The sequence below is a fragment of the Conexibacter woesei Iso977N genome (assembly GCF_000424625.1).
GTDB lineage: Bacteria > Actinomycetota > Thermoleophilia > Solirubrobacterales > Solirubrobacteraceae > Baekduia > Baekduia woesei_A.
Window position 1 is genome coordinate 149,352 of the sequence record NZ_AUKG01000002.1, and the last position, 21,233, is coordinate 170,584.

At 72.6% G+C, this 21,233-nt stretch carries 21 protein-coding genes; 10 read left to right on the forward strand and 11 right to left on the reverse strand.

What is annotated here, in order from left to right; translation table 11 throughout:
* The first annotated feature begins 144 nt into the window (after positions 1-144).
* Genes H030_RS31820 through H030_RS0112925 form a run of 5 tightly spaced genes read left to right on the forward strand, consistent with a single transcriptional unit; the run spans position 145 to position 4,019 of the window.
* A complete protein-coding gene (locus H030_RS31820; RefSeq protein ID WP_051222574.1) occupies positions 145-825 on the forward strand; it encodes a FadR/GntR family transcriptional regulator in 681 nt (226 codons plus the stop codon).
* Positions 822-1,199 (forward strand): hypothetical protein, encoded by a 378-nt coding sequence (locus H030_RS0112910; protein ID WP_027006408.1) that lies wholly within the window; start codon positions 822-824, stop codon positions 1,197-1,199. The genes H030_RS31820 and H030_RS0112910 overlap by 4 nt, the downstream gene beginning before the upstream one ends.
* A complete protein-coding gene (locus H030_RS31825) occupies positions 1,196-2,713 on the forward strand; it encodes a GMC family oxidoreductase (protein ID WP_051222576.1) in 1,518 nt (505 codons plus the stop codon). Before H030_RS0112910 ends, H030_RS31825 begins: the two co-directional genes overlap by 4 nt.
* A gap of 20 nt (positions 2,714-2,733) precedes the next feature.
* A complete protein-coding gene (locus H030_RS0112920; RefSeq protein WP_027006409.1) occupies positions 2,734-3,066 on the forward strand; it encodes a hypothetical protein in 333 nt (110 codons plus the stop codon).
* Complete coding sequence (locus H030_RS0112925) at positions 3,036-4,019, forward strand: hypothetical protein (RefSeq protein WP_027006410.1); 984 nt, start codon at positions 3,036-3,038, stop codon at positions 4,017-4,019. Before H030_RS0112920 ends, H030_RS0112925 begins: the two co-directional genes overlap by 31 nt.
* A gap of 25 nt (positions 4,020-4,044) precedes the next feature.
* On the opposite strand, the gene H030_RS0112930 is transcribed toward H030_RS0112925, so the two are convergent.
* Positions 4,045-4,704 (reverse strand): response regulator, encoded by a 660-nt coding sequence (locus H030_RS0112930; RefSeq protein ID WP_027006411.1) that lies wholly within the window; start codon positions 4,702-4,704, stop codon positions 4,045-4,047.
* A complete protein-coding gene (locus H030_RS31830; RefSeq protein WP_051222578.1) occupies positions 4,692-5,972 on the reverse strand; it encodes a sensor histidine kinase in 1,281 nt (426 codons plus the stop codon). Before H030_RS31830 ends, H030_RS0112930 begins: the two co-directional genes overlap by 13 nt.
* 260 nt (positions 5,973-6,232) lie before the next feature.
* On the opposite strand from H030_RS31830, the gene H030_RS0112940 reads away from it, so the two are divergent.
* Together H030_RS0112940 and H030_RS31835 are read left to right on the forward strand one after the other, a co-directional pair.
* Positions 6,233-7,399 (forward strand): acetyl-CoA C-acyltransferase, encoded by a 1,167-nt coding sequence (locus H030_RS0112940; protein WP_027006412.1) that lies wholly within the window; start codon positions 6,233-6,235, stop codon positions 7,397-7,399.
* An 18-nt stretch (positions 7,400-7,417) separates the two neighbouring features.
* Positions 7,418-7,888: an SRPBCC family protein gene (locus H030_RS31835; RefSeq protein ID WP_051222580.1), complete on the forward strand. Its 471-nt coding sequence runs from the start codon at positions 7,418-7,420 to the stop codon at positions 7,886-7,888.
* A gap of 163 nt (positions 7,889-8,051) precedes the next feature.
* On the opposite strand, the gene H030_RS0112950 is transcribed toward H030_RS31835, so the two are convergent.
* Entirely contained in the window at positions 8,052-8,591 is a 540-nt protein-coding gene (locus H030_RS0112950) for a hypothetical protein (RefSeq protein WP_027006413.1), read from the reverse strand.
* A gap of 66 nt (positions 8,592-8,657) precedes the next feature.
* Positions 8,658-9,467, reverse strand: coding sequence for an alpha/beta fold hydrolase (locus H030_RS0112955; protein ID WP_027006414.1), 810 nt, complete (start codon positions 9,465-9,467; stop codon positions 8,658-8,660).
* Between the two features lie 50 nt (positions 9,468-9,517).
* Here H030_RS0112955 and H030_RS0112960 point away from each other — a divergent pair, with 50 nt between their 5' ends.
* Positions 9,518-10,573: a PKD domain-containing protein gene (locus H030_RS0112960; protein WP_196809119.1), complete on the forward strand. Its 1,056-nt coding sequence runs from the start codon at positions 9,518-9,520 to the stop codon at positions 10,571-10,573.
* Between the two features lie 15 nt (positions 10,574-10,588).
* Here the strand turns inward: H030_RS0112960 and H030_RS31840 are convergent, their stop codons facing one another.
* From H030_RS31840 to H030_RS0112990, 6 genes are all read right to left on the reverse strand, one after another.
* Entirely contained in the window at positions 10,589-12,178 is a 1,590-nt protein-coding gene (locus H030_RS31840; RefSeq protein WP_081690785.1) for a M1 family metallopeptidase, read from the reverse strand.
* A 21-nt stretch (positions 12,179-12,199) separates the two neighbouring features.
* Positions 12,200-12,961 carry a 3-hydroxyacyl-CoA dehydrogenase gene (locus H030_RS0112970; protein ID WP_027006416.1) on the reverse strand — a complete coding sequence of 254 codons (762 nt, stop codon included), beginning with the start codon at positions 12,959-12,961 and terminating at the stop codon, positions 12,200-12,202.
* A gap of 10 nt (positions 12,962-12,971) precedes the next feature.
* Positions 12,972-14,438 carry an Ig-like domain-containing protein gene (locus tag H030_RS0112975; protein ID WP_155892029.1) on the reverse strand — a complete coding sequence of 489 codons (1,467 nt, stop codon included), beginning with the start codon at positions 14,436-14,438 and terminating at the stop codon, positions 12,972-12,974.
* Positions 14,439-14,451: 13 nt separating this feature from the next.
* On the reverse strand, positions 14,452-15,471 hold the full coding sequence (locus H030_RS37030; RefSeq protein WP_051222582.1) for a sensor domain-containing diguanylate cyclase: 1,020 nt from the start codon (positions 15,469-15,471) through the stop codon (positions 14,452-14,454).
* Between the two features lie 151 nt (positions 15,472-15,622).
* Complete coding sequence (egtD, locus tag H030_RS0112985) at positions 15,623-16,639, reverse strand: L-histidine N(alpha)-methyltransferase (protein WP_081690786.1); 1,017 nt, start codon at positions 16,637-16,639, stop codon at positions 15,623-15,625.
* Positions 16,636-17,748: an SUMF1/EgtB/PvdO family nonheme iron enzyme gene (locus H030_RS0112990; RefSeq protein ID WP_027006419.1), complete on the reverse strand. Its 1,113-nt coding sequence runs from the start codon at positions 17,746-17,748 to the stop codon at positions 16,636-16,638. The genes egtD and H030_RS0112990 overlap by 4 nt, the downstream gene beginning before the upstream one ends.
* A 129-nt stretch (positions 17,749-17,877) precedes the next feature.
* On the opposite strand from H030_RS0112990, the gene H030_RS0112995 reads away from it, so the two are divergent.
* Both H030_RS0112995 and H030_RS31850 read left to right on the forward strand, forming a co-directional pair.
* On the forward strand, positions 17,878-18,480 hold the full coding sequence (locus H030_RS0112995) for a TetR/AcrR family transcriptional regulator (protein ID WP_027006420.1): 603 nt from the start codon (positions 17,878-17,880) through the stop codon (positions 18,478-18,480).
* Positions 18,477-19,685, forward strand: a complete 1,209-nt coding sequence (locus tag H030_RS31850; RefSeq protein ID WP_081690787.1) for an MFS transporter — start codon at positions 18,477-18,479, stop codon at positions 19,683-19,685. Before H030_RS0112995 ends, H030_RS31850 begins: the two co-directional genes overlap by 4 nt.
* On the opposite strand, the gene H030_RS0113005 is transcribed toward H030_RS31850, so the two are convergent.
* Positions 19,682-21,151 (reverse strand): hypothetical protein, encoded by a 1,470-nt coding sequence (locus H030_RS0113005; protein ID WP_027006421.1) that lies wholly within the window; start codon positions 21,149-21,151, stop codon positions 19,682-19,684. The genes H030_RS31850 and H030_RS0113005 overlap by 4 nt on opposite strands.
* Between the last annotated feature and the right edge of the window lie 82 nt (positions 21,152-21,233).

A 21,233-nucleotide genomic window follows, 5' to 3' on the forward strand; every position in this document is an offset into this window, starting at 1 on the left:
CGCGCGCCGGGTCGTCGCGCCCCGTCAACGGTGCATTTGGGTCCTATGCGAACCACTACGCACCGTTGACCCCGCCACGCCCGGCAGTCGGCGGCGTGACCGCTCCCGCTTGACAGGTGTTCCGGTGTTCAGAACACTTCGCGCATGGCTGTCGAGCGCGCGTCGCTTCCTGAGCAGGTGTTCCGGCAGTTGGTCGGTGCGGTTCTCGACGGGCGCTACCAGCCCGGGGAGCGGTTGCCGGCGCAGCGGGCGTTGGCGGCGGAGCTCGGCGTCAACATGGCGTCGCTGCGAGAAGGCATCAAGCGGCTGGAGCAGTTGCGGCTCGTCGATGTGCGGCATGGCGATGCGATGCGGGTCCAGGATTGGAGGGCGCATTCGGGGTTGGATGTGCTCGCCTACGCGGTCACGGTCGATCCGGCGTTGACCGGTGCGTTGTTCGAGGCGCGGCGGCTGCTGCTCCGCGAAGCGGCGCGGCTCGCGGCGGAGCGGCGCAGCCCGGACCACGCGCAGGCGCTGGAGGATCTGGCGACCGCGTTCGCCGAGGCCCCCGACGACACCACCGCCCAGATGATCGACCTCGCGTTCATGGCTACGGTGATCGACGCCGCGGGCAACCTCGTCTTCCAGTTGATCCTCAACTCGATCCGTGAGCTGTACCTCGGCCACCTCGAGCGCTTCCGCCCGCTGGTCTCCGGCCGCGACGAGCTGACGCCGCTGTACCGCCGCGCCGCCCGCGCGATCGCCGCCGGCGACCCGGGCCGCGCCGCGGGCGCCGTCGAGAGGCTCGCCGCCCTGCAGGAAGCGCGAATGGTCACGGAGTCATGACCGGCGCCGTCCTCTCCCTGCGCGAGCGGTCGATCTTCACCGCGGTCGCCGACACCCTGCTCGCGCCCGCGCCGCCGCTGCCGCCGATCCGCGAGACGGACGCCGTCGCGGCCTTCGACTTCTGGCTCAGCCGCGCACCCCGGATCAACCGCATGGCCTTGCGGACGTTGTTGGTGGCCTTGGGGATCCGCTGGCGCCGCACTCCGCCCTCGCGCCGCCTCGCGACCTTCGAGCACCTCGCGCACCACGCCGCCGGCAAGGCGGTCGTCGACGCCCTCCGCGCCGCCGCCGCGGTGAGCTACTACGGCGACGCCCACGTCTCCGCCTTGCTCGGCTACAGGCCGGCACGCCGCACCGGTGGTGACCCCGGATGACGCTGATCGCGGAGCCGACGACCGGCGGGATCATCGACGGCGCGCGCCTGACCGGCGAGCGGCGCGTGCGCGCCGACGTCGTCGTCATCGGTTCCGGTGCGGGCGGTGCGCCGGTGGCCAAGGCGATGGCGGAGGCCGGCAGGCGGGTCGTCGTCGTCGAGGAGGGCGCCTACTTCGCGCGGGAGCAGCTGAACGCCCGCCCGCGCGACATGACCGCGCTGCTCTACCGCGACGGCGGCCAGGTCGCGACCGTCGGCACGCCCGCGATCATGCTCCCGACCGGGCGCGCCGTCGGCGGGACCACGCTCGTCAACTCCGGCACCTGCTTCCGGATCCCGCCCCGGATCGCCGAGCGCTGGAGGGACGAGCTCGGCGTCGAGATCGACGCCCTCGACACCCTCTACGCGCAGGTCGAGCGCGAGATCGGCGTCAGGCGCGTCACCCCCGAGCTGGCCGGCGCCAACGCGCGGATCGCCAAGCGCGGCGCCGACGCCCTCGGCTGGTCCGGGCACTACCTGGACCGCAACGCGGTCGGCTGCCAGGGCTCGGGGGTCTGCGCGTTCGGCTGCCCGACCGGCGCCAAACAGCACGCGGGCGAGGTGTACATGAACGCCGCACATGCCGCGGGTGCCGTCACGTACACCAACGCGCGCGCCGTCCGGATCGACATGGACAACAACTCCGCCCGCGGCGTCACGGCGCGCACGCGTGGGGGAGGGACGCTGGTCGTCACGGCCGGGGAGACCGTCGTCGCGGCCGGCACGCTCCACACGCCGCTGCTGCTCGCGGCGTCCGGCCTCACGCACAGCAGGCATCTGGGCCGGCACCTGAGCATCCACCCGGCCACCGCCGCCTGGGCGCTGATGGACGAGACCGTCGACATGGCCCACGGCGTCCCGCAGTCCTACGGGATCGACGAGTTCGCGGGCGAGGGCATCATGTTGGAGGGCATCGCCGGACCGCCCGACTACCTCGCGATGGCCGTCCCGTACTCCGGCGACCGCCACCGCGAGCTGATGCTCGGCTACCGCAACATCGCCCAGTTCGGCCTGATGATCGAGGACACCTCGCGCGGCCACATCCCCGTCGGCCGGATCGCGCGCGCCGCCTCGCCCGGGCGCCCGATCATCCGCTATGACGTGAACGCCCACGACGTCAAGACCATCAAGAACGGCGTCGCCCGCCTCGCCGAGCTGCTGTTCGCCGCGGGCGCCAATCGCGTGATCCTCCCGCTCGCGCGGATGCCGGAGCTCAACAGCGCCGACGACCTGCCGCGCCTGCGCGACCACGTCGCTCGCGCGCAGGACCTCAAGTTGATGGCCTTCCACCCGCTCGGCACCGCCCGCATGGCGGCGCGCGCGAGCGACGGCGTCACCGCGCCGGACCACACCGTCCACGGCACCAACCACCTGCACATCTCAGACGGCTCGGGCGTCCCGACCGCGCTGGGCGTCAACCCCCAGCTCACGATCATGGCCTTCGCGACGCGCCTGGCGTCCCGGCTGCTGGCGTGAGAACCTCGTAGGAGCACGACATGTCCTTCCTGATCGACCCGCCCTGGTTGTACGCCAACGGCCGCGCGCTCGCCGCGGCCACGCGTGAGCAACCGCAGCAGCGCGACCGCCTCGCGGCCGCGACGCTCGGCGTCTTCCTCGTCACGAGCATCTCGCTCTACCTCGACAAGGGCTGGACCAAGCCGATCTGGCGCCTCTGCCGCGCCCGCTCCGGCCGCGACTGGATGCTCAACTCCGGGGTCTTCAGGATGGACCCCAACAACGCCGGGACGCCGACGCACCTCGCGTCCGGCGCGCTGTTCGCCACCTACCCGCTTTGGCTATGGCTCGGGCTGCAACACGGACGGGCCTGACGACCCGCTTCCCGTTCTTCGGCAACGAAGGCGGGTACGAGTCGTTCTACGTCCGCGCGGTCGACCCCGACCGCCCGCGCAGCGTCTGGCTGCGCCACACCGTCCTGCAGGAGCCCGGCGGCGGCCCGGTCGGCTCCGCGTGGGTGACCGTCTTCGACGGCGCGCGGCCCGCGCCGTTGGCCTACAAGTCGAGCACGCCGGACCCGGAGCCCGACGGCTGGCTGCGCGTCGGCCCGTCCGACTTCGAGCCCGACGGCGTGCGCGGCGAAACGCCCGACGGCGCCGCGTCCTGGGACCTCACCTGGACCGGCGACGAGCCCGGGCTCCGGCACCTCCCCAAGTCCATCATGTACTCCGCGCCGCTCCCGCGGACGAAGCTGGAGTCGCCTCGGCCCGCGGTCAGCGTCTCCGGCGAAGTGACCGTCGCCGGCGTCAGGACCACGCTCGACCACTGGCCCGGCATGGTCGGCCACAACTGGGGCGCCCAGCACGCCGAGCGCTGGATCTGGCTCCACGGCACGCTCTTCGACGACCGCCCGGACGCGTGGCTGGACATCGCGCTCGGCCGGATCCGGATCGGCCCGCTGCTGACGCCGTGGATCGCCAACGGCGTCGTGTCGATCGGCGGCGAGCGCCTGCGCGTCGGCGGCCCGACCGCGCACGCGAGGGTCCAGGAGCACGCGACTGCGCTCGACCTGCGCGTCGACTCCCACGACGCGCGCCTGCGCCTGACCGTCCACGGCAACCGCAGCCAGACCGCGGTCTGGCGCTACTCGGACCCGGACGGCCACGAGCACCACGTCGCCAACTGCTCGATCGCCGAGGTCGAGGCGATCGTCTCGCCCCACGACGGCGCCGCGATCGTCCTGCGCACGGCCCACGGCGGCGTCTACGAGCTGGGCGCGCGCGAGGCCCCGCAGGGCCTGCCGGTCCTGCCGTTCCCGGACCCGTGATCGCGCCGCCGCCGAAGGGCTACAACTAGCCCGTCGGATCCGTCGCACGCAGCCACGCGAGGACCGCGAGCACGCGCAGGTTCCCACCCGCCGCGGTGTGCAACCCCAACTTGCCGAAGATGTTCGTGACGTGCTTCTCGACGGCCCCGTCGGTGACGACGAGCCTCTGGGCGATGGCGGCGTTCGACAGGCCTTGGGCCATCAGCTCGATGACCTCGCGCTCGCGCGGGGTCAGCTCCTCCAGCGGGTCGTCGGCGCGGCGGCGGGCGAGCAACTGCGTGACCACTTCCTGGTCGATGGCGGTGCCGCCCGCGGCGACGCGGGCGACCTGGGCGACGAAGTCCGACGGGTCCGCGACGCGGTCCTTGAGCAGGTACCCGACCGCGCCCGCGCCGTCGGCCAGCAGCTCGGCGGCGTAGGACTCCTCGACGTACTGGGACAGCACCAGGACCGGCGTGCCGGGGACCAGCGCGCGCGCTTCCAGCGCGGCGCGCAGGCCCTCGTCGCGCTGCGACGGCGGCAGACGGACGTCGACGATCGCGATGTCCGGGCGGTGCTCGTCGACCGCGCGCACCAGCGACGGCCCGTCGCCGACGGCCGCGACCACCTCATGTTGGTGTGCTTCGAGCAGGCGCACGAGCCCGTCGCGCAGCAGCACCAGGTCCTCGGCGATCACGATCCGCATGGCAGCTCCACGTGCAGGATGGTGCCGTGTCCGGGACCGTTGGGGTCGCTCGGTCCGGCATCGGGCGCGCTGCGGTCGGTCACGCGCAGCCTTCCGTCAAGTGCTTCAACTCGGCCCCTCAGGCCCGCGATCCCCGTTCCGGCAGACTCGTCGACGCCGCCGCGGCCGTCGTCGCGGACCTCGACGACCAACCACCCTGAGTCGATCGTCCCGGCGATCTCGCAGCGCGAGGCGCCGCTGTGCTTGGCGACGTTGGCCAGCGCCTCGGCGACCGTGAAGTACGCGGCGCTCTCGACCGCGGCGGGCAGGCGCTGGTCGAGGTGGATCGCCACCGTGCACGGCACCGGGCAGCGCGCGGCCAGCGCGGACACCGCCGCGTCGAGACCGCGATCGGTCAGGATCGCCGGGTGGATCCCGCGCGCCAGGTCGCGCAGCTCGGCCAGCGCGGTCTTCGCGTCCTCGTGCGCGCCGGCCAGCAGCGCGGCGGCGGCCTCGGGGTCGCGCTCGATCTGCTCACGCGCCATCCCGATCTCCATCGCCAAGGCGACCAGCCGCGCCTGCGCGCCGTCGTGCAGGTCGCGCTCGATCCGGCGCAGCTCGCCGGCCGCGGCGTCGACCGCACCGGCGCGGGACACGGTCAGCTCGGCGATCCGCTCCTCGGCCGAGTCCTCCAACAACACCTGGATGATCTTGGCCTGCACCCACGCGCTGCCGCGGACGATCCACGTGCCGAGCACCGCGACCGGCGGGCCGAGGACGACCGCGAAGGCGATGTACTGCCACTCGTGGTGCAGCGTCCAGATCCCGATCTGCACGCCGTCGTCGGCCGGCAGCGACCACGCCCACAGCGGCAGCGTCAGGAAGCCGAGGCCCGCCGCGAACCCGGTCACGCCCGCGCAGAACGCGGCGGTGCCGATCCCGAACGACAGCAGCAACCACACCATCTCGCGCCACGTCATCGGGTCGGTGAGCGCTGAGCGCAGCTTCTTGAAGAAGCCGTCGCCGGCCCAGACGCGGCGCGAGCGCGGCACGGGGATCCCGGCCAGCGCGCCGCGCATGCGCTCGAAGTCGGCCCACCAGCGCGTCACCCAGACGTCGCCGTAGAGCTTGGGGATCCCGATCAAGGTGATGATCAAGCACAGCGACAGGACCGGGCCCAGGAAGAACCAGGTCAGCGCGAAGATGCCGGACGCCAGGCCGATCGAGACGTAGGCCAGGTCCAGCCACGGCTGGGCGGTGAGGGGAAGCTTGGCGATGCGCCAGAACACGCCTCCCAATATGACCGCTGGGGCGGCGGGCGACCATGCGGACGGCCAGCGAACGCGCGGTGGGGGAATCCGGACGTGGAGGATGCCGTCGCCGCGCTATTGAACGCGTGCGTCCGCTAGGGTCCGCGGCGTAGCCCGATCGGGCTATGAAGCACTATCCTGAAGTTCGTGAAGTAGGCCCCGTGGTGTGCGACCGCCGGGGGATAAACCTGCCCGTGGTGTGCGACCGCCGGGCTTCATCTCCGAGAGGACCCATCTCAATGCCCGAAGCCGTCATCGTCGACGCCGTCCGGACGCCCGTTGGCCGAGCCTTCAAGGGCTCGCTCGCCTCGCTGCGCCCCGACGAGACCCTCGCGTTCGTGGTCGACCAGCTCCTGGAGCGCAACCCGGACGTCGATCCTGCCTCCGTCGAGGAGCTCATCGCCGGCTGCGGTCTGCCGCAGGGCCTGCAGGCCAACAACATCGCCCGGATCGCGGTCCTGCTGAGCGACAAGCTCACGCAGACCACCAACGGCTCCACCGTCAACCGCTACTGCGCGTCCGGCCTCGACGCGATCCGCAACGCCGCCAACGCGGTCGTCGCGGGCCAGGGTGACATCTACATCGCCGGCGGCGTCGAGTTCGTCTCGCGCTACAACGCCGCGCAGGAGGCCGCGCACCCGGAGGACCAGAACGAGAGGCTGCAGGGCAAGGAGCCGGGGCAGCCGAACGCGTACATCGCGATGGGCCTGACGGCCGAGAACGTCGCCGAGAAGTACGGCGTCTCGCGTGAGGACCAGGACCGCTACGCCCAGCGCTCGCAGGAGCGCGCCGTGGCCGCCCAGGAGGCGGGCGTGTTCGACCGCGAGATCGTCCCGGTCACGCTGGCCGACGGCACGGTCGTGTCCAAGGACGACGGCCCGCGTGCCTCGTCGACCTACGAGAAGCTCGCGACGCTGGAGCCGGCGTTCAAGCCGGGCGGCACGGTCACGGCCGGCAACTCCTGCCCGCTGAACGACGGCGCGGCCGCCGCGCTGATCATGAGCGCCGAGAAGGCCGCCGAGCTCGGCCTGAGGCCGCGCGCGCGGGTCATCACGGCCGCGACGTGGGGCAACGAGCCCGAGTACATGGGCGTCGCGCCGATCGGGGCGATCAGGAAGGCGCTGGACCGCGCCGGGATGAGCGCTTCCGACATCGACATCACCGAGCTCAACGAGGCGTTCGCGGCGCAGGTGCTGCCGATCGCCGCCGAGGTCGGGATCGACCTCGACGCGCTGAACCCGCACGGCGGGGCGATCGCGCTCGGCCACCCGTTCGGCATGACCGGCGTCCGGATCATGACGACGCTGCTGAACGACCTCGAGACGCTCGACAAGACGATCGGGCTCGAGACGATGTGCGTCGCGCAGGGTCAGGGCGAGGCCCTGATCGTCGAGCGGCTGAACTAGGTATAGGAGTCGACGCTCATGGCCTACACGTTGAAGCTTGTTGATGACCAGTTCTTCACCGACGCACCGGTGGTCGTGCCGGCGCCCGTGGAGCTGGACGCGCCGCCCGCCCGGGTGTGGGAGGCGCTGGGCTCCGACGCGATGTGGTCATGGGCGCCGATCATCGACGGCGTGACGTGGCTCACCCCACACGGGGTGGGCTCCGTCCGTCGGTTGCGGTTGTTGAAGGTCAACACGATCGAGGAGGAGTTCTACCGCTGGGACGAAGGCGTCCGAGCGACCTTCCGTGTCGTGGCGCAGACCCGCCCGTTGCTGAACGGGCTGGCGGAGGACTTCCTGCTGGAGCCGCTCGACAGCGGCGCCCGCACCCGCCTGACCTGGACGATGGCAATCGACCTCAGGGGCATCCCGGCCCCTCCATCCTTCCTCCGCCCGGGCCTGGTCGCCGGCAACATCGCAGCGATCTCGGGGATCAAGAAGATCCTCTAACCGCGGGCCGCTCGGCACACACGGCGCTCGTCGCGGTGGTGCTTCGAGCGTTCCCGGCCGCGGCCGTCGCTGCGGTCGCGCGGGCGCCGTGGCAACCGATTCCGGTCGCTGCGGCGCTGTCACCGCTTCGCTCTTTGCCGTCACCCGCCTCGGGCCGCGGCGGCTAGGGCTTCGGCTTCGGCCAGTTCGTCGTGTCGGGGTAAGCGCCGCAGCGGGTGATGGTGAAGGTGTTGATGAGGTCGTGTGAGGTTCCGCCGACGTGGCCGCCGAAGTCGAGGCCGATCGCGTAGCCCGCGCAGCGGCCGTCGGCGTTTGCTCGGGTGCGGGGGAGCGGGGCGCAGTACTCGGTTCGGCAGTACACCCTGCCGTGATAGGCGGCGCGCACCGCGGCGCGGGTGCTGCGGTGCATGGTGAGGCCGGTCTTCGGGTCGCGGTAGCGGATCGGGTGGGGGTCGAGCTGGCTGTCCAGGCCCTCCTCCGGCCAACGGACGCCGATGGACCAGACGCGCATCGGGTCGGTGTGCGTGTAGAGGACCGCGAGCGCGATGTCGTCGTAGCGGTCGTCGAAGACGTCCTGGGACTGCGGCGCCGGGACGCCGAGCGCCTTGGCGACCTGGGCCTTGGTCATCCCGATGTGGACCCCGTCGATGCCGCGGAAGGGCTCGACGCGCGGCGAGCGGCGGATCGTGGCGGCGGTGGCCACGACGGGCGGCGGCTGAGGAGCCGTGAGCGGTAGCACGTGTTGGGCGCTACCCGGTGCGCCGGTGGGTCACGCGAGCAGCGTGGCGAGCGCCTCGGGGAGGGCGTCGAGGATCGAGACGTGGCCTTCGTCGGCGTGGAGGTGGAGAGTTGCGGTGGGGAGGAGTGTGGCGAGGCGTTCGGCGTGGTGGGCGGGGATCATGCGGTCGTCGGTGCCCTGGAGGATGGTCACGGGCGTTGTGATGGTGGTTGGGTCGAATCCCCAGTCGGTGGTGAAGGCGAGGTGGTCGGCGATGAGGCCGTTGTTGTAGGACTCGCTGGCCTCGGTGGCGTCGGTGACGAGGGCGGACCAGGTGGACTGCAGGACGTCCCTGTCGCGGGTGGTGAACACCTCGGGGTCGAAGTCCTCCGTGAAGGCGGCGCGGGCGGCGGGACCTCGAGAAGCGGCGCGCAGAGCGCCGGGCGAGTGCATGCCGGCGAACCACTCCGGTGTGCCATCGAAGGGTGCGGGAGAGGCGGCGACGAGGGTCGCGCGGACGCGCTCGCCGAGGAGCGCGGCGCACGCGAGCGCGTGGGGGCCGCCGCCGGAGGCGCCGGCGAACACCACGGACTCGATCCCGCCGAACGCTTCCAGGATCGCCGTGACGTCGGCCGCCGCGTCGGCGACGGTGCGGCCCGGCTGGGGCGTGGAGCCGCCGTAGGCGGGGCGTGCGTAGGTGATGTGGCGCAGGCCGTGCTCGTGCGCTAGTGCGACGACCGGTGGCAGCGGCGCGCCCGTGTGCGGCGAGCCGTGGTGCCAGAACAGCGCGGTGGCGCCCCCGCCCTCGTCGTAGGCAACGACCGTGTGCCCGTCGCGGGTCCGGATCTCGTGCCGGGTCATGTGGGAAGGATCGCGCACGCGCGGTGTCTTGGCGGCGTGTGAGGGACATCGTGCTGATCACCAGCGTGGTCGTGGCGAGCGGGTTGGCCGTCGTCGGGACGGCGGGCGCGGCGCCTGCGACCGTCGGCTTCCCGACCGGCCCGGCGGCCGGCGCCTACACGCCGAGCGACGTCAACGTCGACCCGGGCGACAGCGTCACGTTCAACGGGTCCTTCGCCAACCACCCGCTCGTGTGGAACAGGGGCGACTTCGCGACGCAGGCGTCGGGAACGACCAACAGCTACACCTTCACGCAGCCCGGCCTGTACCGGTTCCACTGCCAGATCCACGCGTCGATGACCGGCTCGGTCCTGGTCTCCGGCGACCAGCTGGCGACCCCCGACTTCACGTGGGGACCCGCGGCGCCGAGGACAGGCCAAGCGGTCTCGTTCGCGCCGACCGCGTTCACGGATCCGGACGGGTCGATCGCGTCCTACCTCTGGGACTTCGACGGCAACGGCACGTTCGAGGCGTCGGGCAGCGCCCCGACGCACACCTACACCAACGCCGGGACCTACATGGTGGCCTTGGCGTACACGGACGACCGAGGCGAGACGTCGCCCGCGACCCGGCACGAGCTCGTGATCGCGCCGGCCTCAGGCGCGGGCGGACCGGCCGGTGGCGGGAGCACAGGCGGCGGTCAGATCGGGACGGGAAGCGGCAACGGCGCGCCAATCCAGCCGGGCGCGCCCGGCAGCCCCTTCCCGGTCTCCACGACGACCGCCGGCCCGATACCGGCCGGTGGAGCGCAGGGCGCGGGACCGTCGACGACGGAGACACAGGGAGCCACCCGTCTCCGCATCGGCACCCGCGCCCTCGCGTTCCACAACAACAAGGCGAGGATCACGATCACCGGCGCGCCGTCGGCGACGACGCTGACCGCCCGCCTGACCCGTCGCGGCACGACGCTCGCCTCCGGCAGGGCGAGGCCGCGCGCGAGGACCATCACCATCACCTTGACCCGCGCGGGTCGCACGGCGCTGCACGGGCACAGGTCGCTCAGCGCGACGCTGACGGTCGCCGCCGGGAGGACGGCGACCGCCAGGAAGACGCTCAGCGTGCGCTGAGCCCCCGCCGCGCGCCTACTTCCGCGGCCGTGCCGGCGTCGCCGGCTGGGTCAGCGCGAACGGCGCGACCGCGCCGGCGTTGTCCTCGACCACCGGGTCGACCGTCCAGTCCGGATGGCCCGGCATCGGCGGCGTCCTCGTCCCGTAGACCCAGGCGCGCAGGAACCCACCGAGGTCCTGCCCGGACACGCGACTCGCGAGCGCGATGAAGTCGTCGGTGCTCGCGGACCTCCCGGCGTAGGTCTGCAGCCACGTCCGCTCGATCCGCTGGAACGCCGCCGTCCCGACCTGCTGGCGCAAGGCGTACAACACGAGCGCGCCGCCGTGATAGCGCTGGAGGTCGAACAGCGTGTCGCTGCTGCTCGGCAGCGCGACCGGGCCGCTGTCGACGCGCCACTGGTCGCCGTGCGCGTAGACGGCCTTCATCAGCTCGTCGAACGTCGCGTAGCCCTCGTCGTCCGGGTAGCCGGTCGTGTCGTCGGCCAGCTCGCCCTTCTCCTCGGCGTACAGGAACTCGTACCAGCTCGCGTGACCCTCGTTGAGCCACAGGTCGCTCCACGTCGCCGGTGAGACGCTGTCACCGAACCACATGTGCGAGAGCTCGTGCAGGAGCGTCGGCTCCCACGTGCCCTGGTCGAAGTCCTCGAACCAGCTCGTGTCCATCAACTCGAGCGTCTGGGACTCCAGCGCGAACCCGATGTCGGCCTGCACGACGAGCGACCCGTACAGGTCGAACGGGTAGCGCCCGACGCGCTGCTGCATCCACGCCATCTGCGACCCGCCGACGGAATCGAGCAGCGGCTGCACCTCGGCGGTGATCGGCTTCGACGTGACGTCGCGGAGGTGGACGCCCGCCTGGACGCCGTTGTCGGTGACGTCGTAGTCGCCGACCGCGAGCTGGACCAGCTCGGTCGCCATCGGCTGGCGCATCACGTAGGCGAAGTGCGAGCGCCCGCCCGCGGTCCACCTCGCGACGAGCAGCCCGTTGGAGACCGCGGTCTCGCCGGCCGGGACGTCGAAGCGCACGTCCCACGTCGCCTTGTCGCTCGGGTGGTCGTTGGAGGGCAGGAACGAGTGCGTCCAGTTCGGCTGGCCCGCCGTCGCCGACCCGACCGAGTGCGAGAAGAACGCGGTGGTGCTCTCGTCCGAGCTGTCGGCGACCGTCGGGACCGCGGTGAAGTTCGACACGGTCACGATGAACGGCAGGCCGTTGGCCAGCGGGCGGCGCGGGGTGATCACGAGGTCCTCGCCGTCGCGGCGCCAGCTGGCCGGGACGCCGTTGACGGCGATCGCGCCGACCGACTGCCCGGCGAAGTCGAGGTCGAAGCGCGACAGCGCCTGCGTGGCGCGGGCCAGGATGTTGACCGTGCCCTGCATCGGCTGCGACGGCGCGCGCGTGGCGTAGCGGAGGTCGACGTCGTAGTGCTGGACGTCGTAGCCGCCGTTGCCGAGCTGCGGGAACAGGCGGTCGCCGAGGCCGGCGGCGCCGGGGCTGGGCGCCGCGCCGCCGCCGCCGTACGACGAGGTGGGTGAGGATGTCGCGGCGGCGGCGGGTGCGGCGAGCACGGCCGCCGCCGCAAGCGAGAGGACCAGAGAGCGAAGCATCTCGCGATGCTACGCCCGCGACTAGCGCGGCGCCATGCGGATCGCGCCGTCCAGACGGATCGTCTCGCCGTTCAACATGGGGTTCTCGACGATCTGGGTGGCGAGCTGGGCGTACTCGGAGGGGCGGCCGAGGCGGGGCGGGAACGGGATCGTCCTGCCGAGCGACTCGCGCGCCTCCTCCGGGAGGGCTGCCAGGAGCTGGGTGTCGAACAGGCCGGGCGCGATCGTGTTGACGCGGATCCCGTACTGCGCGAGGTCGCGGGCGACCGGCAGCGTCATGCCGACGACGCCGCCCTTGGACGCGGAGTAGGCGACCTGGCCGATCTGGCCGTCGAACGCGGCGACCGACGCGGTGTTGACGAGCACGCCGCGCTCGCCGTCGGCGTTGGGCTCGTTGCCGATCATCTTCGCGGCGGCCAGGCGCAGGACGTTGAACGTCCCGATCAGGTTGATGGCGATGATGACCTGGAACGGCTCGAGCGGGTGCGGGCCCTTGGAGTTCGCGGTCTTCTGCGCCCAGCCGGTCCCGGCGCAGGTGATCGCGATCCGCAGGCCGCCGTCGGCCTCGGCCGCGGCGTCGACCGCCGCCGCGACCTGGTCCTCCTCGCGCACGTCGACCGCGACGAACCGGGCGCCGATCTCGCTCGCCAGCGCCTCGCCGCGCTCCGCGTTCACATCGGCGATCGTGACCGCCGCGCCCGCCTCGGCCAGCCGCCGCGCGGTCGCCTCGCCCAGACCCGACGCCCCACCGACGACGAGCGCCCCGCTTCCGTTGATCTCCATGCCGCGGACCCTACTTCGCGCGGGCGATCAGGAGCACCGCGTGGAACGGCTTCCCGCCCTTCGGCGTGATCCTCAGCCGCAGCTTGCGGACCTTCGCCAGCTGTAGCCGCGCGAGGGCCGACTTCGACATGGTGTACTTGATCGTCACTGTCCCGGCGCTCTTGCGAACCGCGCTCGACGACGGCAACGCGACATTCTTGCGGTTGTCCAGCCGCAGGCTGCCGGCGACCTTCAACGTGCACGCCGCCGAGCACCTCACCGGCACGCTCAACGTGCGGCCGCGCCACTTCGCCTTCACGCTCGAGCCGATCGACAACCCCAACTTGGTCGCCGCCGGCTTCGGCGAGGCGCCCTTCACGAGCACCGGGACGCCCTGCGGCGTCGGCGCCGGCGTTAGCGCGCCGAACGAGTTGATGTCCTCGCACGCCGACGCCGGACGGTAGTCCGTACCGTCACCGCCCGAGGTGAAGCACACGTGCCAGAACCCGCGCGCCAGCGGCACGGTGAACGTCGTGCCGGTCCAGTAGTCCGGCGACGTCGCGCTCTGCGTGATCGTCCTGTCGCCCTGGGTCGCCGTCATCGTCACCTGCGGCGCCCGGCTGCCGACGCCCAGGACCCAGGTCCCCGTGGGGTGGATGTTCGCGTCGAGGTCGGAGTACGTCCGGAACGCGATCTGGTTCTCGCGCCCGCCCGTCGTGAAGCTCCACGCCTTCGTGAACGATCGCGCCGCGCCGCCGCCGGGCGGCGTCACATCGGCGGTCACCGACGCGTGGTAGGTCGTGAACGGCGCAAGCGCGGCGCGCGGGACGAGCCGCACCTCGGCGGCCGAAGTCGGGGACGGCGTGGTCGGGGACGCGGCGAACGCGACCGGCGCCCCGCCCGGCCCGGTGAGGGACGCATCGGTGACCTGCGTCGCCGAGGGGCTCGCTGGGTCGAGGTCCGGGCCGTCGAAGAAGGCGAAGAGCACCGGCCCGGTCTCGTCGAACGAGCGCTGTGGCGGCATCTCGCCGTCGCGTGGCTGCGCGGTCCGCACGTCCTGCGTTCCATCGCCGGGGTAGGTGTAGGTCACATCGTGCGCAGGCGCGGCGCCGCTGCCGGGAGCGTTGAACGTGGCGCAGCCTACGCCGCGGGCCGTCGCGGCGCCAAAGCTCGCCAGCCGCGGCGCGAGGACGAGCTGCAGCTCGTCCGGGTGGTTCTTGAACGGGTCGTTGGTCGCCGTCCACGGTCCCTGTTCGGTGACGTCGGACCAGCTCCACACGCCGGCCGGGCGCGTGCCCTCCTCGCCGGAGGCAAGCCACGACGCGCACGCCGCCGACGCCGCGGTGTCCTCCGTGATCCCCGCCGGGATGCCGTTCGCGGCGCGCTGCGCGTTGACGTAGCCGACGATGTCGGTGCCGCTGGTGTCGGCCTGGGCCGCCCCCGCCGGGATCACCGCGAGGGCGATCAGTGTTGCGAGGGCGCTTGAACGCTGGAGCATCTTCACTTGCACATCATGGCAAAGGCGTGGGCGCGCGGACCAGGCCGTCCTTGCCCGCCGCCTTCGACCCGCGCAGCGCCTGGTCGGCGCGTTCGAGCAGCTCGGCCGGGCCCTCGGGCTCGACCCACTCCGCGACGCCGCAGGACACCGTGATCCCTTCGACGCCGCCGTCCGGCCGCGTGATGTGGATCTCGCGCAGGACGCGCAGCGCGCGTGCCGCCGCGATGTCGGCCCGCGGCCCCTTCACGTTGGGCAGGATCACCACGAACTCGTCGCCGCCGTAGCGCGCGACCTGGTCGAACGAGCGGTACTCGGCCCGCAGCGCCTCGGCCACGTGGCGCAGCAGCGCGTCGCCGGTGGGGTGGCCGTAGGTGTCGTTGACGTGCTTGAAGTCGTCGAGGTCGAGGATCGTCACCGCCAGCGGCGTCCCCTGGCGCCGGGCGCGCGCGATCTCCTCGGCCAGCCGCTCGCGCATCGCGCCGTGGTTCAGGCAGCCCGTCAGCGGGTCGATCGCCGCCGCCAGCCGCGCGTCGCGCAGCGCGATCGCGGTGCCCGCCAGATCGCTCAGGGCGCTTGCGGCATGCAGCTCGGCCGCGTCCCACGCGCGCGCCTCCGAGCGCGAGCCGAGCAGGACCACCGCCCGGACCGTGTCTCCGGCATGCAGCGGCAGCACCGCCGCGGTCCTCAACCCATAGGTCTTGACCAGCTGCAGCGGCAGCGTGCCCGCGACGCGCGCGTCCGGGATCGTCACCGCCTGCCCGGCGTCGGCGACCCAGCGCAGCGCGTCGGTCCCGTCCTCGCGCCTGAGCACGTACTCGCTGGACGCCGACGCGCCGCCCGCCGCGCCGTCCAGGTCCGAGACCACGACGCCGTAGGCCGGATGCCCGCCGCTGAGGACGATCACGTGCGCCTGGTCGACCCCGACCACGCGCACGAGCTCCTCGCCCAGCGCACGCTGGATCGCGGGCAGGCCGGCATCGCGCTGCGCAAGGCGCGCAAGCCGCTCGACGCTCTGCAAGAGCCGCTGCTGCATCCAGGTTCGGTTGCCTTCTCCGCCGGCCGCGGCGCTGACTGTCAGGTCATCCGTGCCTGTGCGCCGCCTCGGACCGGTCCGATGACGAACAGCCTAGAAGAAGAGCTTCGGGTTGGGAAGGGGAGGTTTGCTCCCCGTTCGTTCAGTGACCTCAGGCGGCTCTGATGCGCGCCAGTGTCAACGCGAACAGCCCATCCTGATCGGTCAAGGTCTCGACCAGCTCCATGCCCGCCGCGGCGAGGTCGCCGCTGATCCGCTCGGGCGTGAACTTCGCGCTGATCTCGGTCCGCAGCTCCTCGCCCGCGGCGAACGTCAGCCGCAGCCCGAGCTTGCCGACCGTGACCCGCTGCGGGCGCTGCGCGCGCAGGCGCATCTCGATCCACTCGCGGTCGCGGTCGAAGAACGCGACGTGCTCGTAGGCGTCGACCGCGAAGTCGGCGTCGAGCTCGCGGTTGAGCACCGTCAGGACGTTGCGGTTGAACGCGGCGGTCACGCCGGCGCTGTCGTCGTAGGCCGCCTCCAGGACCGCCGGGTCCTTGACGAGGTCGGTCCCGAGCAGCAGGAAGTCGTCCGGGCCGAGCAGCTGCGAGAGCCCACGCAGGAAGCGCCGCCGCGAGCCCGGCGTGAAGTTGCCGATCGTCCCGCCCAGGAACGCGACGATTCGCGGGCGGCCGTCGACCGGCTCCGGGACGCGGCCGAGGTGGCGCTCGAAGTCGCCGACGATCCCGTGCACGCGCAGGCCGTCGAACTCCTCGACCAGCCGCGCAGCGCTGTCCCGGACCATCCCCTCGGTGACGTCGATCGGCACGTAGCGGTTCAGCGTCCCGGCCTCGTGCATCGCCGAGAGCAGCAGCCGCGTCTTGGCCGCCGTGCCCGAGCCCAGCTCGACCAGCTCGGCCGCGCCCGTGCGCTCGACGATCTCGGCGGAGCGCTGCTCGAGGATCGCGCGCTCGCAGCGCGTCGGGTAGTACTCCGGCAGCTCGCAGATCCTGTCGAACAGGTCCGCGCCGTGCGCGTCGTAGAAGTGCTTGGGCGGCAGCTCCTTGAACGGGCGCGTGAGCCCGTCGAGGACGTCGTCGGCCAGCGTGCGGTGCTCGCCGTCGCCGAGGAAGGACTCGACGATCACGCGGTCGTGGGTGGTCGGGGACACCGTCTGGGGAGGGGTCATGATGCCTCGTGCTCGGGGTGGTCGAGGTCGCGGACGAGCCGGACGCCGGCGAAGATCTGCCGGCGCTCCGGGAGGTCCCAGTTGCGGAAGGTGCGGGTCGCGACGCGCGGGTGCGTCGCCCAGGACCCGCCACGGAGGACGCGGTACTTGTCGCCGAAGAAGACCTCGGAGTACTCGCGGTACGGGTGTGCCGAGAAGCCGGGGTAGCCGCGGAACTGCGAGGCGGTCCACTCCCACACGAGCCCGACGCCGTCGAGGCGGTCGGCGGCCTTCTCCCATTCGGCCTCGGTGGGGAGCCGTGCTCCGCGCCACCTGGCCATGGCCTCCGCCTCGAACCAGGAGATGTGACAGGCGGGCGCGTCAGGGTGCCCGTCCGTCACGCTCGCGTGGTGCGTGATGTCGTACTCCTCCTTCCACGCCCAACCCTCGGCCGACCACCACTCGCGGCGGACGTAGCCGCCGCCTTCGACGAAGCGCATCCACGTTCCGTTGGTGACCGGTCGCTGACTGATCTGGAAGCCGGGAAGGTCGACGTCGTGCAGTGGCCGCTCGTTGTCGTAGGAGAACCGATCGTCCGGCGCGCCGAGAGCGTAGGTCCCGGCGGGGACGCGCAGCCAGTCGTCGCGGTGGGCGTCCGGGAGCGCGCGCAGCGACGGCTCGCCGGGCGGCAGCAGGCCGGCGATCATCATCGCCTGGCGCATCGTCTCGGTGTGCTGGAGCTCGTGCTGCAGGACCATCTCGTGGATCACGGGATCCACGCCGTGGGAGAGCAGCGCGTCCTCGGTCCGGGCGCGCACGGCCGACATGTAGGCCAATGCGTTGGTGTAGTCCAGGATCTCGAGGTCGCCGCGGACCGCGCGCGGGGTCTCGAACGCGTCGTAGAGCGCGGCGAGGTCGGGGCGCAGGAGGTCGGCGTCCGCGTGGCGGTGCACGAGCCAGAGGTCCTCGTAGGCCGCGATGTGGCCGAGGTCCCAGACCAGCGGGCTCATGATCGGCGCGATCTGGCGCTCGAGGTCGGCGACGTCGAGATGCGCCACGAGGTCCAGCGTGCGGCGCCGGACGGCGGCGAGGTCCTCCAGCAGCGTTGTCGTCGCTTCGGTGACCGTCATGGTTGCCCCCGTCATGCCCGGGTGCGCAAGCGTTACACACGATGTCCGGGTCCGTGGCCGGTTGGCGCGGCGACGTGGTCTTCCGCACTGATGTGACATGGACGTAACAGGCTGATACGGTGCCGTCCCATGCCCGCCGCCTCGTCGCCGCTCCTGGACCCGGACCGCCTCGCGAACCTGCGCGACGCGCTCGGCCACCGGGACTGGCGCGAGCTCACGGTCGCCGAGATCGCCAACGCGGTCGGCGTGTCGCGGATGACGCTGCACCGCCACGGCGTCGGCAAGGAGGAGGTCTTGGTCGCGCTCGCCCAGCTGCTGGAGCAGGAGTTCCGCGACATGGCGCTGCCCGCGCTGGCCGGCGGCGGCACCGCGCGCGACCGCCTGCGCGGCGCGCTGGCGTCGATCTGCCTGATCGACGAGAAGTACCTCGGCGTTTTCGCGGCGTTGTCCACCGCCTTGGAGCCCGTCTTCCACGAGGAGGGCGACGGCGCGGTCCTGACGCGCGAGCCGTTCACCGCGACGCTGCGGCGGCTGCTGGAGACCGGGATGGAGGACGGGTCGATCGGCGTGGTCGAGGACCCGGCCGAGACCGCGACGCTGATCTTCAACGCGACCGGCCACACGTATCGCCACCTGCGCACCGGCCACCGCTGGCCGGCGCAGCGCGCCCGTGAGGCGGTCGTCGCGCTGGTCGTCGACGGGCTGCCGGGGGCGGGGGCTGAAGCGAGATGATGGACAAGCGCAAGCTCGCGACGCTGAGCGCCGGCCACGGCGCGGTCGACCTGTCGCAGGGCGCGGTGCCCGCGCTGCTGCCGTTCCTGATCGCGGCGCGGGGGATGAGCCTCGGCTCGGCGACCGCGCTGCTGACCGCGGCGACGATCGGCTCCTCGATCGTGCAGCCGCTGTTCGGCCTGTGGGCGGACCGGCTGGCGACGCCGCTGCTGCTGCCGGGCGGGCTGGCGCTCGCGGGGATCGGGCTCGGCGCGGTGGGGTGGTGCGACTCCTACATCCTGCTCGCGCTGGCGCTGTTCGTGTCCGGGCTCGGCGTGGCGGCGTTCCACCCGGAGGGCGCGCGGCTGGCCGGCGCGGCGAGCGGTGATGAGCGCGCGACGGGCATGTCCTACTTCTCGGTCGGCGGGAACCTCGGGTTCGCGCTCGGGCCGCTGCTGGCCGCGCCGATCGTCGGGCTCGCGGGGTTGCATGCCACGCCGCTGCTGGCGATCCCGGGCCTGGTGCTGGCGATCGTCACCGCGCGGCGCCTGCCGTCGCTCGCGGCGGCCGAGGGGCCGGCGGCGCCGCGGGCCGCGGGCGCCGCTAGCAGAGCCGCCGGGCCGCCGCCCGCGGCGTGGTGGCCGTTCACGCGGCTGGTGACCGCGGCGGTGTCGCGGACCGCGGCGTTCTTCGCGCTGCAGGCGTTCATCCCGGTGTGGGTGATCCACCACCTCGGCGGGACGACCGGCGGCGGCGACGCGATCCTCGCGGTCATGCTGGTCTTCGGCGCGCTCGGGACGCTGATCGGCGGCCGCTGCGCGGACCGCTTCGGCCGGCGCAGCGTGCTGGTCACCGCGATGGCGCCGCTGGCCGTGCTGTTGTTGGTGTTGCCGCACGTCGGCATCGTCCCCTTCATCTTGGTCGTCGCGCTGGTCGGGCTCGCGATCGACGGCCCGTTCTCGACGACCGTCGTCCTGGGCCAGGAGTACCTGCCCGGCCGCCACGGCCTCGCCTCCGGCGTGACGCTCGGCCTGGCGATCGGCATCGGCGGCCTGATCGCCGCCGGCCTCGGCGCGCTGGCCGACGCGACCTCGCTCTCGACCACGATGGCGATCCTGCCGGTCTTCGCGCTGCTGGCGCTGGCGAGCGCGGTCTCGCTGCCCGAGCCGGAGCGCGCCCGGAGCCCGAAGGCCCCGGACGCGCTTGCGGCCGGAAGCAACGCCTAGCGCTTGATCGTCACCGCGGCGCGGGTCGTCGGAACGCCCGGCGCCTGGATCGTCAGGGTCAGCGTCGCGCGCTTGCTGTGCGCGAGCGCATGGCGCGCGGCGGCGGTGAAGCGGATCCGGACCGTGGCGGGCCTGCCGGCCTTGGCGGTCGCGTGGCCGGACCCGAGCTTCTTGGTGCCCTTGCTCGCGGTGACCGTCACGGTGCCGCCCTTGGGCGGCGTGATCGCGACCGTCAGGCCCTTGCGCAGCGCGGCGCCCAGCTTCACGGCCGCGACGTGGACGCCGAGCTCGACGCCGTCGTCGTCGCTCGCGCCGCCCGCGTTCGAGAGGCCGGAGGCCGGCGCGCCCGGCCTGGGCGTCACCTTCGCGGGGCCGGGCGCCGGGGCCGGAGCGGGCGCGGGCGCGGGCGCCGGAGCGGGCGCCGGGGCGCCACCGCCGCTGCCGGCCGGGACGCGCAGCGGCTCACTCGCCGGGCGCGAGGACGGGACGTCCGCGGGGCCCCAGTCCGGCTGCGAGGCGCCGGGCAGGAGCTCGCCGCCGTTCTGCGGGTCCGGGCAGGTCGTGGACCCGTCGCCGAGCGGGGCGATGTCCAGGCCCTTGCCCGAGCCCCACGCCAGGACCCTGCCGTCACCGCTGAGCGTCGGCGAGTTGTAGGCGTAGCCCTGGTTGGGCTGATCGGAGTAGGTCATGCACTTGTTGATCGTCGCGTTCTCGATCCTGCCGTCGCCGATCCGGTAGACCGACAGGCCCAGGCGCCCGGTCCCGACGACCGCCGCGATGAACCGGCGGTTGCGGGAGATCGTCGCCTCCATCGGGTGCATGTTGTCGCCGTCGGCGAACCAGCTGCGCGGGTCGCCGGAGCCGACGGTCTCGATCGCGAACGGCGTGCTCGGGTAGCCCGGGCCGTTGGACACCAACACGGTGTTGTTGTCCAGGAACTCCGGAGCCGTCCAGCTGCGGGCGTACTTGTACCCTGTGTCGGTGAAGCCGGTCAGCGCGTCGGACTTCGTGAACGCGTGGCCGTCGTACATGTCGGCATCCCTCGTGCCGTCCGGGTACTGGTACAGGCCGAACTTCATGAACGAGTAGCCGACGGTCCTGCCGTCGGGCGAGATGTCGGCGTCGTAGGGGCCGTCGAACACGGTCGAGCTGCCGTTGAGCGGCGTGCTGACCGGCGTGCGGATCGAGGAGAGGACGGTGCCGAAGCGGTCGAGCCGCTCGAAGCTGCTCTCCTTGGTCGTCGCGAGGATCGTGCCGTCGTCGGCCTGCGAGACGCCGACGTAGTCGCCGGTCCCGGTGACCTGGAACTGGCGGCCGGCGTCGGTCGTCGTCAACCACACGTCACCGCCCTTGATGTAGGCGATGGAGTCGGCCGACGCGGCGCCCGCGGCGCTGCCCGCGAAGGCGGCGGCGACGAGGCCGGTGACGGCGAGCTTGGGGAGGATGTGCTTGGTGTCGGGGAGCATGGGACGGCATCCTGGGGCGCCGCCGCCGGGCTCACATCAGGGGGTCGCCTAGTGGTGTTCGCCCCACTGGGCGAATCCCCGA

Excerpts from the sequence above, each read along its gene's own strand:
- H030_RS31820 (WP_051222574.1), top strand. The coding sequence starts at position 145 with ATGGCTGTCGAGCGCGCGTCGCTTCCTGAGCAGGTGTTCCGGCAGTTG.
- H030_RS0112910 (WP_027006408.1), top strand. The coding sequence starts at position 822 with ATGACCGGCGCCGTCCTCTCCCTGCGCGAGCGGTCGATCTTCACCGCG.
- H030_RS31825 (WP_051222576.1), top strand. The coding sequence starts at position 1,196 with ATGACGCTGATCGCGGAGCCGACGACCGGCGGGATCATCGACGGCGCG.
- H030_RS0112920 (WP_027006409.1), top strand. The coding sequence starts at position 2,734 with ATGTCCTTCCTGATCGACCCGCCCTGGTTGTACGCCAACGGCCGCGCG.
- H030_RS0112925 (WP_027006410.1), top strand. The coding sequence starts at position 3,036 with ATGGCTCGGGCTGCAACACGGACGGGCCTGACGACCCGCTTCCCGTTC.
- H030_RS0112930 (WP_027006411.1), bottom strand. The coding sequence starts at position 4,704 with ATGCGGATCGTGATCGCCGAGGACCTGGTGCTGCTGCGCGACGGGCTC.
- H030_RS0112940 (WP_027006412.1), top strand. The coding sequence starts at position 6,233 with ATGCCCGAAGCCGTCATCGTCGACGCCGTCCGGACGCCCGTTGGCCGA.
- H030_RS31835 (WP_051222580.1), top strand. The coding sequence starts at position 7,418 with ATGGCCTACACGTTGAAGCTTGTTGATGACCAGTTCTTCACCGACGCA.
- H030_RS0112955 (WP_027006414.1), bottom strand. The coding sequence starts at position 9,467 with ATGACCCGGCACGAGATCCGGACCCGCGACGGGCACACGGTCGTTGCC.
- H030_RS31840 (WP_081690785.1), bottom strand. The coding sequence starts at position 12,178 with ATGCTTCGCTCTCTGGTCCTCTCGCTTGCGGCGGCGGCCGTGCTCGCC.
- H030_RS0112970 (WP_027006416.1), bottom strand. The coding sequence starts at position 12,961 with ATGGAGATCAACGGAAGCGGGGCGCTCGTCGTCGGTGGGGCGTCGGGT.
- H030_RS0112975 (WP_155892029.1), bottom strand. The coding sequence starts at position 14,438 with ATGCTCCAGCGTTCAAGCGCCCTCGCAACACTGATCGCCCTCGCGGTG.
- H030_RS37030 (WP_051222582.1), bottom strand. The coding sequence starts at position 15,471 with ATGCAGCAGCGGCTCTTGCAGAGCGTCGAGCGGCTTGCGCGCCTTGCG.
- egtD (WP_081690786.1), bottom strand. The coding sequence starts at position 16,639 with ATGACCCCTCCCCAGACGGTGTCCCCGACCACCCACGACCGCGTGATC.
- H030_RS0112990 (WP_027006419.1), bottom strand. The coding sequence starts at position 17,748 with ATGACGGTCACCGAAGCGACGACAACGCTGCTGGAGGACCTCGCCGCC.
- H030_RS0112995 (WP_027006420.1), top strand. The coding sequence starts at position 17,878 with ATGCCCGCCGCCTCGTCGCCGCTCCTGGACCCGGACCGCCTCGCGAAC.
- H030_RS31850 (WP_081690787.1), top strand. The coding sequence starts at position 18,477 with ATGATGGACAAGCGCAAGCTCGCGACGCTGAGCGCCGGCCACGGCGCG.
- H030_RS0113005 (WP_027006421.1), bottom strand. The coding sequence starts at position 21,151 with ATGCTCCCCGACACCAAGCACATCCTCCCCAAGCTCGCCGTCACCGGC.